Origin of the sequence: Candidatus Phytoplasma pruni (assembly GCF_013391955.1) — a bacterium.
GTDB lineage: Bacteria > Bacillota_I > Bacilli_A > Acholeplasmatales > Acholeplasmataceae > Phytoplasma.
This window is the reverse complement of the sequence record NZ_JABUOH010000054.1, coordinates 1-14046: the sequence shown is the minus strand read 5'-3', so window position 1 is coordinate 14046 and position 14046 is coordinate 1. Positions and strand designations below refer to the sequence as shown.

Sequence of the window (14046 nt, the reverse complement as noted above, 5' to 3'; positions counted from 1 at the left end):
TAACTTTTTTTTCATTTTATTGATAATGAATGAAATTTTGGGCATTTTTGAAAATATTTTCTTTTGGATTTCCAAAAAAAAATTAATTAATAAAAAAATCCTTTCACTAATACTAATAGCGGATTTTTAAAAAAAAGTATCATTTTTTTGAAATTTTTTTTAAACTTTTTTTCATTTTGTTGAGAAGGGTGAATTTTAGGCGTAGTTGTAGCGTCAGACTTTCTCTTTCTGTTGATTTTTGTTTTCTCGCCGGAGCGTGGTTGTTGTTTTCAATATTTTAAGATAGGTGTTTTTCACATCTATCTTTTTTTATTGAGTTTTTTCAACTTTTTTTGTTGATCGTAATAATTTTTTTGAACTTGGTAAGGAGTTTGATAATTAAATTTAGCCAATAACCATTTTTTATTGTAATGTTTCATAAAATTATGAATAATCTTTTCCGCTTTTTCGTAAGTGAAAGTATGAAAATTAGGATATTTGCTTAAAATAGCGGATTTCACCACTGAATAGAGCGATTCTACTGGGGCGTTTTGCGAGGGAGAGGCTTTGGCACTCATACTGGGAACGAACTTTCTTTCTTTTAACCAATTTTGAAAATTAACCGAACGATAAACAGTGCCTTGGTCGGAATGAACGATACAAGGTTGTTTTATTTTTTTTAAATCTTGAAAAGTGGCGTAAATTAATTTATGGTTCGCGTTAGGTGAGGTTTTATAAGAGGGAGAAAAATTACTGTATGAATCAATAATAGTGGAAAGATAGATTTTACCACCTAGAATTTTAAATTCGGTTAGATCAGTAAATAGTTTTTCATAAGGTCTGTCGGCTTGAAAATTATTTTTAATTAAATTTTTGACCGCATGAAGATTTCGATCATATTTGAATTGCGGTTTTTTCTTATTTCTCACACATTGAAAGTGGTTTTCTTTCATTATTTTTCTTATTTGCCGATGACTGATCGGTTCTTGGGGGTGTTTTATATTATAATGAGCCCTCATGGTGCGATAACCATGCCAAAAATCGTTCCCACTACACAGGTTTTCAACTCTTTCCACGATTTCTTGGTACGCTTTTTGTTGAGCTATTCTTTTTGGTTGGGTAATCGTCCAATAATAATAGGTCGATTTTTTAACTTTTAAAACTTTAAGAATGTTTTTGACGGTTGTACGGTCTTTAAATTGGTTCACGATGTCAATGGCGATCTCTTTGGTGAGAACTAAATGTTCCAAAAGAGCGGCTTGAATAAGATTTTCCATGTTTTTATCCTTTTTAAATGATATTCTTTTATTATACAAAGAATATTCATAAAAGATCAACTTATTTCTTTTTAAAATTGTTTCATCAAAAGAATTTCTATCTTAATATTTCTTCTTTTTCTCCAAGAATCATTTATACAATCACACATAACCACGTTCAGGCCATTATTTTAGAGACTGTTTTGTCTTAATAATTTTTGTTTATTTTTAAAATTGGATTTCTCTTTTCTTTCTCTTTATCTTTTCTCTTCTTTTCCATCAAATCCTTCTTTTAATCAATAGAATCAACAGTTATCACGTTCAAGAAAATAATCAAATTTTTTAAATTTGATCTTTCTTCTGATATTTAGAATTTTAACATCAAAAATATCGTTTTCTTCTTTTTTCTTTATTCTCTTATTAGTCTAAGTTAGTTTTTAAAGATAGATTGGTTTTTTTATTCTTTTAGATTCTTTTTTCATTAATCATCTCATTGCATTCAATGATTAATCAATTTTTTCAAAATTGATCTTTCTTCTGATATTTAGAATTGTCTTTCTAAGAAAATCGATCTCTTTGGGTTTTTCTTTTTTCAAAAAAATTCTTTTTTCCCAACTCTATATTTATTATTAAAGATGAATTACATAGTAATGAGAAAAACATCTATATTGATTCTCGTCCTACTTCATCTTTAATAAATATAATATATAGACGTTCGGAAGTGGTGGATTTAAGGATTATATGAGAGATTGCAAAGCGGTATACATGCGGTATACCAATGGTATACGAGTGGTATATGTATGGTATACGCATGGCATACAACTGGTATACGAGTGGTATATAATTATTATAGATGTTTTTTCGTGGGGGTTATTGATTTTCTTCAAGTATTTGCCATATTTGTTTAAAAATCTTTGAGTCAAATTGGTTAGATATTTTTGTCGTTAAAGCTTGAATTTCTTGTTTTTTGTTGTTTGATAATTGGGTAATGGAATTTAAAACTATCGCTTTTTTATCAGTAATTTCATCATTTTGATAGTTTTCTATTAATAATTTATAATATTTACCTTCTAAATCTAAAAAATATTTTTGTGCTTTTTCTTGATAAATTAAAACGTTAGTTTGTAAGGGATATCGTTTACCTTTATAAATAATTTGTTTTCTTTCTGCGCGCTGTTGGTAAACAGCGTAGCCCATACCTTTTCTTTTGCGATAAATGAATTCGCGTATAATAGGTAAATCTTTTTGTAAATAATAAACTACGCCGCCACGATAATTGGTTTGAGGCAGTTTTTCATACTTTCCAATGGGCTTATTTTCGTCTTTAAAGGGTCTTAATTCTAAATTAGTCAACTTATCAAGGGGAATTTTAGATAAGACTTTTTTGATACGTTCTTTGTCGGTGTTTTGATATAATGTTTGAAAAATAGGTTCAGAACTTAACGTTTTTTTATTGATTTTGGTGGTTTTTGTTTGTCCTTCTACTAATATTTCGTTATTTCCTTCCTCATTTAATAATAGCTTTTCTTTCAGAGCTTCGATTTTTTTCACAAATGTTTTATCAACGTAAAAATCGTGGTTTTTGATATCGTAGTTTGGTTTTACACCTGACTTTTTGTGGGGTCTGATGCGTAAACTATTTAAAGCTTGTAAGGTGAATCTTTGTAAAAATTCTTGCGTTTTTGCCATAAATTCTTTAATTATTCGTTCATATTCTTCTTTTTCTTGTTGTTCTTTTTCCTGTTGTCTTTGTTTTATTTCTGCTTCTTTTAAAGCTTTTTCTTCTGGTGATAATGTAATTTCTTCAAATCCAGTATATCTACTCATTATTTGTTTCTCCTTATAGGTTTTAAATGCTTTTATAGTGGATATCCACTTCGAAAAGTTATTCCTAGATAAATTGATTAACTTTTCGAACTAGATAGCGTTTTAACTTGTTTTAGATGTTTTCCTGAGCGTGGTGTGTTGATTCCTGCCTTCTTGAAGAGGTTGGATATTTCTGTATGGTTGTTTTTTCTTTAAGAGAGGAATTAATAGGTTAATTTAAAGATTAAGGGGGGTAAAAGGGGTTAAATTAAGGTGTTTAATCTTAAAGGTGATTAAATTATCAGGTTTTTATTAACTACGAGATTTGATATGGTTTTAGGGGTTATAAGAGCGTATGCAAATTCGCGTACGCTAAATGATTGTGTTTTGGGGATAAAATAGTTTGTGGCATTTTTGTATGTTGTCAGATGAATTAGAGGGGTAAATAGCGTGGACAAATTTGTCGGTGTCAAAGAGGTGGTTTTCGGGTTGGTTTAACGTGCGGGAATTCCCGTACGTCAAAGTGTCCAATTTTAGGGCGATAAAAAAAGACCCTACGAGATGAATTAGGGTCTTAATTTAATAATGAATAACATCTTGGATAGTTTTATCTGGTTGGTAAAAAATGGATTTGAAAGGATAATTAGTTTTAAGGTTAAAATAGGTGATAAAACTAACGGTACCGTCATGACGAAAATGTTTTTGTGCTCTTTTATTGCCGGAATAGAGGTCATATTCTATTTCGTACCACAGAGAATCGTCAGAATGATAGTAAAATGATTTAAATAATCGTTTTTGGGCGTTATATACAAAAATTCTTGTATATCCTCGTTCGTCAATTTGTATTTTTAGGGTCATATTTAGTTTTCTCCTTTGATTTTTAATTTTAATTTTAAATTTGGTTTGGATTTTGTGAATGTAAGTGTTATTTAACGCATGTGAATTCACATGCGTTAAAAGGTCGCCTACCAGGTAGGATTGTTTGGTATTTGGTTGCGATAATTATTTACTTTATCTGGTTCTTTCGCTTTTTCTTTATCGCCTGCCAGAGAGATTTCTTGAAGTTCTCGCGGTATTTCTATAAATTTTTGATTAGATTTTTTAAAGATGAAAGCGATTTCTATTCGGGATTGTCCGTTACGATTTTTAGAAATACTTAATTTAGTGTGTTCTTTATATATTTTACGAGGAAATTGTTCTGTAAAAAGATGATGATTGTCGTCCCATCGCGAAGAAGGCGTATGAGTTTGGATTTGAAAGATGATATTAGCGTTTTGCGCGATGCCAGAACCTCCTTTGAACTCCATCGAATTGAATTTATCCTCATTCTCATCAGGTTGTTTTTTGGTTGATTCTTTCTTGGTATATTGAGCTAAGGCGAAAACTGGGGTTTCTAGGTCGTTGGCTAATAGTTTAAGACGGGAGGTGATGTTGCTGGTTGCTCTTTCTAGTAAGTCGTTATCAGGGTCGGTCATAATATGGATATGATCCACAAAGATCATTTTTAAATCATAACGGTTTTTGATGATATTAGCTTTGATTTCTAAGTAATCAATCCCTCTGTTTCTTGGCATCATTTCAAAAATGAAATTATATTTTTTCATATCTTCGATCGCTTTTTCCATTCTTTCTCTTTCTGAATTGTGGAGAGTGTCGTTATCTTCGGGAAAATCATAAGTTTTAATTTTGGTTAAATTGATTCCAGTATAAATAGCGATCATTCTATCAAAGATTTCTTTTTTAGACATCTCATATGAAAAAAACAACATATAAGGGTATTTCTGGTTTTTTTGGTAATATGAATCAGCGTATTCAAAAAGGAGGTTTAAGGAAAGAGCGGATTTCCCGCCGCCTGTTTTACCACCATAAATGATTAAATCGGTGTTAGAAATCGGACCTAATTTTTCGTTTAATAAGGAATAATTATTGGTACTGAAAGTAGTATCATTTAATATTTTTTGAATATCTTGATAACTTTTATCTTGGTAATAGTCGAGATATTGTTGACATAACTCTTGGTTGGTGATTTCGGTATTATCTTTTTTGTTGGTGAAATCTAGCAGTTTGAAGGCGAGGGAATGGATTTGTTCGGGTTGAGGCTTGGTGAAATTGATTTTGCTGTATTCGGCTTTAATAGAATGGATTTGTTCTTGGGTTTTCGCGATTTTATTGTTTAAAAAATATTGTTGAAAGAAATCTTCTTTCGAAACTTTTTGTTGGATGATTTGGTTTAAGTAAGTGGAATTAATTCTTTTGAATTTAGCGGAGGTTTTGATTTTGTAGTCTAATATTTCATTGGAAAGAGAGGCGGTGATGTCATAAGTCTCGGTAATTAATTGATAAATTAAACGGTTTTGTTCGTGAGAGAATTCACAATCACGGACTTGGGTGATAATTCTTTTTTGTTCTTGGTCGTTAGTGAGGGTGAAAATATAGGATAGTAATTGACTTTCTGGTTGTAGAGTGATGTTTTCCTGAGGGTTTTTTTCGTGGTTTTGTTTCATTTTTGTTTTCTCCTTTGGGATTGTATTTTTATTTTGTGGCAGAGGTTCAGATATAGAGGGTCGTGTTTGTTCTGCCGGGGCGTGTGTTTGTTGTTGTTTTGCGAATGAGGAGGCGAAATAGCGGGTGTGAATTTGCACCCGCTATTATTTGTCGATAGATAGAGTAATTTGTGTTTTAGCAGTTTGATATTCTTGGAGGGCGAGTTGATGTTCTTTTTCGAGGACTGTTTTTTCTTTGGGGGTTAAATCTGAGAGATAGCGAGTACGGATGTGTCGTTCGGTGATGGGATTATATTCTTTGATGTAATAGAGGGAACCGTCGGAGTTGTAGCGAGTGGTTTTAGTGTGTTCGCCATTTACAGGATCATAGTCAGCGAGACGAATGATGGAACCGTTAGGGCGAAAAGAAATATATTTAATTTCATGGCGGTTTTTAGGATTATAGGTGGTGATGGAATTGATCGTTTCATCGGGATTAAAATTAATTTCTTTTTCTTTGCAGCTTTTTTTTGTATTGTAATAAATGATGGTGTCGAGTAAATTATCACGGTTGTAATATATTTGTGTCATTAGATTTAATTGAGAATCATAGTGATTAATACGATAAAGAATGTTTTTCGGGTGAAAAAATAATTCTTTAATTATTTGGTTTTGAGGATTATATTCTTGGATCGTTTTGTATCCGTTTTCATCGATATGAATAGTGGTTTTGTTTTGTTTCATTTTAAATTCTCCTTTTGGGGTTGTATTTTTGGGGTGGATCGATATATTTCGAGGGCTAGTCGGTGTTCTTGGAGGGCTAGTTGACGTTCTTCGGGGGGGATTTTTTCGTAGCGGAGGGAGCGCAGGCGACGTCCGTATTGGGGGTCGTGAAATGAAATAATAAAGTCGATGAAACCGTTAAAATCAAACAGGTCGATAGATTTGGTGAGTTTACCAGTTTGGGAGTCGTAGATGTTGATATAGGAAACATCGCCTTCGTAGTAGTAATGAATGTCTTTGGTGGGATTGTTGGTTTGGGGGTTGAAATTTTTGATAGAGTGGAGACGACCGACAGGGTAGTAGGAGGTTTTTTTTATTTTTCGGTTGTTTTTATTGTATGCGGTGAAGGTTTTGTAGCCATTTTTGTTAGTGTAGGTGGTTGTTCTTTTTATCTGAAAAATGTTATTTTGATTTTTTGTCATTTTTTTTTCTCCTTTGATTTTTATTATTTTTGAATTGTGGCAGAGGTTTAGATGTAGAGGGTCGTGTTTGTTCTGCCGGAGCGTGGTTGTTGTTTTGTTAATCGGTTTTTTTTGAGATGAGAAAGATCAAATTGGTATTCACTTTCAATAGAACCATCGGGATGATACCAAATGGTGTTAATACGGATACCGCCGGCTTTAAACCAATCTCTGCTTTTGATGGAGCCATCAGGGCGGTAGAAAGTATGGGTGTTTTCTTCGCCGGGTTTAGGAATTAAAATAACCAAACTATGGAGTAAACCATCATCGTTAAAATAGGCTTGCTTAGAAATTTTTCCTGTTTTGGGTTCGTATTCTTCAAAATAACAAAGAGTGTTATTTTCCCGGAAGAAGGTGTATTTAATTTTTTTGCCAGCAGGATTGTTTTCAAGGATGTAATGTAAAGATCCATCAGGGCGATATTTATGAGATTTAGTGGTTTTGCCTGTTTTGGGGTCATATTCCTCATTGATGAGAATTTTGTTTTCAATATTTTGGTGAAAAAATTTAATTATTTTTTTAGTTTTAGGATCAAATTCACGGAGGGAATGGATCGTTTCATTAGGGCGATAAATTGTTTCTTTGATTTTTTCATTTTGGTCGTTAAATTCGGTGATGGTTTTATAACCATAATTATCGGTAGTGATTTGGGTTTGGTTCATGTTTTTTTCTCCTTTTTTTGTTTTATTTGGTTTTTTTGATAAATTAACGAAAATGGTTTTCATAAAATTGGGGGTTTTCTCGGAAATGATGATAAATGTAGGCGCACATGACAATAAAAAAAATACCCCACAGGGTGATGAAAAATATTTTCAGAAAAGAGGGATCGTTTGGTTTCATAATGATGTTCCTTTCTTTTTTTATTTGATTTAATTTATTAGAGTTGTTTTTTTTGCCTGAGCGTGGTTATGTTTTGTTTTAAGGTAATACGAAAATTTCTGAATTTTGTTTTAAATTAATAAATAATTTTTCGATTATGGGGTTTATTTTTTCTTGGGAAAGATTGTGAAATTGGATGTTAAAAGTGATTTCGTCATCTGGATAATATCCCTCCTCAGGATCTTGGATGCTTATTTGTTCTATATCTTCTAAATTGGGGAAATGAGAGGTTAATGTATTGATTAAATATGCTGGTTCAAAAGGCAATATCTCTCCTTGGTTTATTTCCATCATGACATAGCCAGCATCTGGGTTGATAAGTAATTTTAATTTATAATTCATGTTTTTTCTCCTTTTTTAAATTAATTAATTTAATATATTTTTTTATTTTTTGAAGTTAATCACGCCAATCTCGGCGCATCTTCCATTCTAGGTTTATATTTTTGATGGTTTGTTTTTCATATCTTTCGATATCATCGTAATTTTTAAAATTACGACGGAAAGTTCTGCCTTTGGGGGAACAATATTTGGAAATTCTTCTTTTCGGCATTTTTCTGTTCGCCATTATTAAATCCTCCTTTAATAAATAAAGTTATTTTTTGTGTGTAAAGAAAAGACCCTAAAATGATTTAGGGTCAGGAATTATGTTTTTTGATTTTGGAATTGGTTTTGATAAAGTTATTTTTTTAGTAAAAATAAAGCCTAGTGATAAAACTAGGCTTTTAAATATAAAGTGGAACTATTTATTAACTTTGACGTTTTGAACCATTCTTTTCAGGGCGCTAGATGGTCTATAACGAACAACTGTTTTAGCAGCTACGTTCATCTTTTCTCCTGTTTGAGGGTTTCTACCAGAGTGAGCTGGTCTGTGTTGTAAAACTAATTTACCCACAGAAGGATATAAAACAACTTCTTGATGGGAAACTAAAACTTCCTTCACGACACTTTCTAAGGATTCGTAATTTTCCCTAGCCTGTGTCAGACTGATGTTTTGTTTGGCAGCTAATAAAGCTATCATTTCTTTTTTTGTAATCATATTCGTAAATCTCCTTTGATTTTTATAATTTTTCGTAGTTTAGAGACAATTGCGGTCTTAAAATTAAACAGCACAAGATTCACATTCGTTAACTTTTAATTTTTGTGTTCTAGTATAATAAAGAGTTTTGATGCCTTTATGATGAGCGTATAAATAATATTTTTGTAATTCTCTGGTGTTTATCTCCGAAGTGATACATAATTCAAAAGAAATCCCTTGATCGATATGTTTTTGCGCCATAGCGATAACATCAATGATTTTATAATTATCCATTTTATAGGCTGTTTCATACATAAAGGACACTTCTGCCAAAGAAGGAGCCGGGAAATAAGTTTTCGAATTCCCATAAGTTCTTTCTTCTACTAATTGTTTAATTGGCGTTAAAGAAGGAGTGGCGGACATAATATAACCAATGGAACCATTAGGGGCAACCGCTAATCTATGGGAGTTATATAAACCGTGTTTAATAACGTTTTCTTTTAGTTCTAACCAGTCTTTATCGGTTGGTAAATAGATTCCCTCAAAAATTTTCTTAACCTGTTTTAAAGTAGGATAAATAGCTTTTTTATCGGCAAAATATTTTCCGTCTGCGTAAGTTGATTTTTCAAATTGATAAAACTTCTCACCAGTTTGTTGCGCTTTCATATTGGAATGTAATAAAGAGTAGTAATTCACAGCGTTAAAGAAAACATCGATTAATTCTAAATCTTCTTTACTACCAAAAGAGATCATTTGTTCGGCGATATAACCATGATGACCCATGATCCCAAAACCCACACTACGGTTCAGACGGTTGGCTTTTGCCACCCCCGGAACATAACCAATATTAGTTTTTAAAGAAACAGAGTTCATAATTTCCATAGCGGAAAAAACGGTTTCTTTAATAGCGTTATTTTGAATCATATTTCCCATATGACCGGAAGATAAATTACAAGAAATATCCATGCCGATTTGATCGTTTTTTCTCTCATCATAAGGGGCGTAATGAGAAGTAATAGAAGGTTGCAGGATTTCGGTACATAAATTAGAAAATTTAATTTTATCAGCGGAAGTATTTTTATTATTCACGTTATCTGCAAACATAATATATGGATAACCAGATTCGCCTTGGAGTTGAGCGATTAATTCTAATAAATTACGGGGATTGACATATCTTTTTTTAACTTTCGGGTTGTTAACTAAAATATCGTACCATTTATCCATCTCAATCGAGATATCAGCAAAATTAAGTCCGTATTCTAGATAAACACTATGAGGGTAAAAAAGAGCCATCATTTCATTATTTCTCGCTAATTCGATCATTTTATCAGGAATAACTACTCCCAAAGATAATGTTTTCAAACGGACATCTTCATCAGCGTTTAATTTTTTAGAATTTAAAAAATCTTCAATATCAGCGTGGAATATATTTAAATAAGCTGCGCCGGCTCCTAATCTTTGCCCCATTTGGTCGGCATAACGGAAACCATGATCTAATAGTTTACCAACGCCAATAACACCCTTACAAGCGTTATTGACACCTTTAATGGTTTCCCCTTTGGCTCTTAAATTGCTTAAATTGATGGAAACTCCACCCCCTATTTTAGAGAGTTGCATCGAAAACTCCATAATACGAGCGATATCGTTTAAAGAATCACCAGCTTCTAATAAGAAACAGGACACAAATTCGCCTCTTTTTTTAAGCCCTGTATTTAATAAAGTCGGGGTAGCGGGTGTAAAGTTTTGCTGGATTAAGTTTTTGATTAGAGTTTGAGTTAATTCGAAATCTCCCGAAGCGTGGTATAAAGCGTTTACTACCAAGCGGTCTTCATAAGTTTCTAGATAATGTTTTTTATCACGGGTTTTTAAAGCATAATCATTATAAAATTTAAAAGCGCCCATTAAAGATGGAAAACGGAATTTTTTAGCATACGCGATTTGATAAACAGTTTTAATTTGTTCGTCAGTATACAAATCTAAAAAAGCTTTTTCGTAATAATCATTTTCTGTTAAAAAAGTTAATTTTTCTTTTAAAGACGGGAATCTTTTTAATTTAGGGTTCACTTCTTCTAAGAAATAATATCTTACCGCTTCTTTATCTTTATTTAAATCTTTGATATTTCCTTCTGCATCAATGATTTCATTATTTAAAATTTTCCATTGAGGAATTTTACTTTTATCAGAACTGAAAGATTCTTTTTTGATTTCTTGGATATCGTTTTTTGTTTGAGACATGTTTTGATTCTCTTTAAAATTGATTTTTTTTGGCATTTTGTTGCCTCCTTTTTTTTATTTTTATTTTGGTGTTGATATTGGTAGTTAGGTTGTGGAGCGGGGGAGATGGATAGCGGGTGGGAATTCCCACCTGCTAAGGTTAGTCGGTTTTCTTGGACGAAGAGGCGTTTTTTCTATCCTGTTCGTTTTGTCTTTCGGCTTCGATTTTGTAGGCTTCAAAAGCGGCGTCGAGATCTTGCGGGGTGATTTTTTTAACCTCTTCGGGATTCGGGTAATATCTTTTAATAGCGGAGATGGCGGCTTTTTTCAAGAGAGATATTAATTGACGAGGATTTTGTAAAGAGGGGTAGGCTTCTAATTTTTCGTTGATTTTTCTTAAATGTTGGAATGCCTCATCAGTATAACGATAAACGGTGCCATGCTCGGTAGATTGGGTTTTAACGACGTTTTTGACGTATGTTTCTAAAAAGTGTTGACGGTTTTTCTTATCCAGAGGGTTAACTTCTACTTTATAGTCGAAACGGGATAGGATGGCTGAGTCAATGTCTTCGAGGTGGTTAGTGGTACCGATGAAAAAGATCGCTTTATCTTTGTCGAATTTTAAACCGGTTAGGTTATTTTTGAATTTAGTTACGATATTTTTGGTAGCTTGGGAATCGGCGGTGGTTAGGTTATGCATCGGGATTTCGGATTCGTCTATGCAAACGATGATAGGGGCGAACTGGTGAGCCCAGAAGAATAGGGCATCCACCATTTCAATTCCTTCTTTGGTATTGAATTTTTGAAAGATAGTACCGTCTATTTCTAGATAGTTATAACCGGTTTCTTTGGCTAAGGCACGGGCGAGAGAGGTCTTACCAGTTCCCGGGGGTCCATATAACATTAGACCAGTTAAAGGTTTAAAACCTAAATCGGTTAATTCAGAGGGAGTACGGATGGTTTGGAGGAAATCTTCTAAAACCGCTTTTTCTTGTTCCATCCCTATTAGATCGTGGAATCTTTTTTCTTGTTTTAGGTCTTCGGTGGTGTATAATTTCATTTCTTTGATGTATTTTAGGGGGTTGAAAGTTAATTCTTGGGTTTTGGTACGAACGGCGTCGAGAAACTCTTTGGTAGTGTAATTTTTAGGGTCGTAGGTTTCTATTTTGATCGGTTTTGTTTCTTGGGGTGGTTCTTCTACTTCGGGTTTAGAGGGTGTTTCCGGAGCAGGTTTGTCGGGTTTTGTTTCTGAGATAGGAGGTGGAGTAATTGTTGGAGTGGGGGAGGATTGGGATTGTTGGTAATAGTAATAAAGACCAAATCCTAATCCTCCGATGAATAACAGGGTGAATAAGGTCATGAAAAAGATCGGTAATTTAGATTTGGATGGGTGATTTTTTTTAGGTGGCATAAGAGGGTGCCTCGCTTTCTTTTATTTATTTTTTTTTATTTTTAATAATGAAAAAGACCCCAAGAGGATGGGGTCTGGTTAGTTGAGGAGGTAGAAGAGGTGGAGAATTTTTTGTTTTTCTTTGGCTAATTCAATTAAACGTTCTATGGTGATGGATGATTCACGAATAGGATTTGCACCATGATGATTATTTTCTAAATAAGCGGTGTAAAAAAATAGGGGGGTGTTTATAAGTTGACGATCAAAATATCCGTCGGTGTCGTTGTAGCGATCTTTTTGTGGGGCTTTGATGCCAGTTATACCTTTTAAATGAGGGAGGGTGTTGTAAATTTCATCATGACGGGTGATGAAATGTCTGTGGATTTGGTACGTTTGTGGGGAGGTTTGACGAATAGTATTGATTTTTTGATTGAAAAAAGACGAATTTTCTGAAAGGGAAGAGTGATACGCCTGCTGGGAGTGTTGATATTCTTGGAGGGCGAGCTGGCGGCTTTGTTCGACGGCTGTTATTTCTTCGGGGGTTAAATCTGAGGGATAGCGATAGCGGATGAAGGCAGCACTTTGAAAATCGTATTCTTTTATGAATTGAAACGAACCATTTCCTTTATAGTCAATTCGTTTTGTTTGTACGCCGGTATTAATATTATGTTCGGTGATAAAATCAACTTGTCCGTTGGGAAAATAGAAATTAGATCGTATATGGTCGCCAGATGGAACAATGTATTTATGAATAAAACTGATGAATTTTTGAGGGTTTTCGACATTGTCTAATGATGTTGGAGGGGGCGTGGTGTGTAAATTAGTTTCGTATTTTCTTCTACAAAATTTTCCGTCAATGTACCAATTATCCCAAAGTGGTCCTTTTTTGTAAACGTAAGGGTGTGTTTTTCCTTCAATATCATAAAGAGTACGGTCGGATTTGTCTAATTTTTCTCTTATTTGATCGCCTGTATAAAATGTTTCTTCTTGAATGGGAGATAATTTGAGCCAATGGTATAGAAAAGAATGATAGTAACGAGTAGTTTGGCTTCGTTTGTGAAAATGGGGGTCGTAGTGAGTGATGGAGGAAATTGTGTTATCGGGGTTATAGTGTATGGATTTGGTGCGGTTGCCGGTTTGGGGGTTAAAGTCGTCGATGGAGTCAATGGAACCTTTGTCGTTGTAAAAAAATTCTTTAATTTTTTGGTCGGAATGATTGTTGATTTGTTTAATAGAACCGTTTGGATTATAGATATAAATGCCATTTTGAATGAGATTCATTCTCTTGATAAATTGAGAATCTTCGTGATAGATGATTTCAACAGGGAAAGTGGGTCTAGGGTGAATTTTATAATAGGCGATGATCCCTTGGTTTTTATAATAATCTTCCATAGAATTGAAATGAGAGGGTCTAGAATTGGAGTTTTGGGATTGAATGGCGGAGAGATCGCGGTAGAAGGTGAGGTAATTGTTTTGGTGAAACCAGGTAATGGCGGTTTCGGTGGAGACGGGTTTGAATTGATGGGCTTTTTTTATATAATCTTCGCAGCTGGTGGTAGTTGTGGGAAAATAAGATGCGATATTTTTGGAAGTGGTGGTGGGGTCGGAGATGGTTGTTATTTCTTTTTTGACTATATAGCCTTGGGGGTCGGTCCAGATGGTTGTGAATTCGGATGGGACCTCTTTGGTAGTGTAAGAGAAGCCGGATTTGGCGTAGACGTCGCGGTCGAACCAAATGCGGTTAAATGCTGCTTTAACATTTGGTCTAATTATTTTATCA

13 protein-coding genes are annotated in these 14046 nt (G+C 33.6%); all 13 read right to left on the bottom strand.

What is annotated here, in order from left to right; genetic code table 11:
• Positions 1-299 precede the first annotated feature (299 nt).
• Positions 300-1256: an IS3 family transposase gene (locus HR065_RS02715; protein ID WP_178734367.1), complete on the bottom strand. Its 957-nt coding sequence runs from the start codon at positions 1254-1256 to the stop codon at positions 300-302.
• 849 nt (positions 1257-2105) lie between these two features.
• Complete coding sequence (locus HR065_RS02710; RefSeq protein WP_178734366.1) at positions 2106-3062, bottom strand: hypothetical protein; 957 nt, start codon at positions 3060-3062, stop codon at positions 2106-2108.
• A gap of 558 nt (positions 3063-3620) precedes the next feature.
• Positions 3621-3899, bottom strand: a complete 279-nt coding sequence (locus HR065_RS02705; RefSeq protein WP_178734365.1) for a DUF2963 domain-containing protein — start codon at positions 3897-3899, stop codon at positions 3621-3623.
• A 107-nt stretch (positions 3900-4006) separates the two neighbouring features.
• Positions 4007-5545 (bottom strand): DnaB-like helicase C-terminal domain-containing protein, encoded by a 1539-nt coding sequence (locus HR065_RS02700; RefSeq protein ID WP_178734364.1) that lies wholly within the window; start codon positions 5543-5545, stop codon positions 4007-4009.
• Positions 5546-5689: 144 nt separating this feature from the next.
• Positions 5690-6268, bottom strand: a complete 579-nt coding sequence (locus tag HR065_RS02695) for a DUF2963 domain-containing protein (protein WP_178734363.1) — start codon at positions 6266-6268, stop codon at positions 5690-5692.
• Positions 6265-6729 carry a DUF2963 domain-containing protein gene (locus HR065_RS02690; protein ID WP_178734362.1) on the bottom strand — a complete coding sequence of 155 codons (465 nt, stop codon included), beginning with the start codon at positions 6727-6729 and terminating at the stop codon, positions 6265-6267. Before HR065_RS02690 ends, HR065_RS02695 begins: the two co-directional genes overlap by 4 nt.
• Before the next feature lie 47 nt (positions 6730-6776).
• Entirely contained in the window at positions 6777-7430 is a 654-nt protein-coding gene (locus HR065_RS02685) for a DUF2963 domain-containing protein (RefSeq protein ID WP_178734361.1), read from the bottom strand.
• 256 nt (positions 7431-7686) lie between these two features.
• Positions 7687-7989: a hypothetical protein gene (locus HR065_RS02680; protein WP_178734360.1), complete on the bottom strand. Its 303-nt coding sequence runs from the start codon at positions 7987-7989 to the stop codon at positions 7687-7689.
• A gap of 55 nt (positions 7990-8044) precedes the next feature.
• The gene (locus HR065_RS02675) at positions 8045-8212 is read right to left on the bottom strand and encodes a hypothetical protein (RefSeq protein ID WP_178734359.1); all 168 of its coding nucleotides are present in this window, start codon (positions 8210-8212) and stop codon (positions 8045-8047) included.
• A gap of 174 nt (positions 8213-8386) precedes the next feature.
• On the bottom strand, positions 8387-8683 hold the full coding sequence (locus HR065_RS02670; RefSeq protein WP_178734358.1) for an HU family DNA-binding protein: 297 nt from the start codon (positions 8681-8683) through the stop codon (positions 8387-8389).
• Between the two features lie 63 nt (positions 8684-8746).
• The gene (nrdE, locus tag HR065_RS02665; protein WP_178734368.1) at positions 8747-10897 is read right to left on the bottom strand and encodes a class 1b ribonucleoside-diphosphate reductase subunit alpha; all 2151 of its coding nucleotides are present in this window, start codon (positions 10895-10897) and stop codon (positions 8747-8749) included.
• A 139-nt stretch (positions 10898-11036) separates the two neighbouring features.
• A complete protein-coding gene (locus HR065_RS02660) occupies positions 11037-12287 on the bottom strand; it encodes an AAA family ATPase (protein WP_178734357.1) in 1251 nt (416 codons plus the stop codon).
• Between the two features lie 78 nt (positions 12288-12365).
• Positions 12366-14046 (bottom strand): DUF2963 domain-containing protein (locus HR065_RS02655; RefSeq protein WP_178734356.1); only part of this gene is annotated, 1681 nt, incomplete at its 5' end.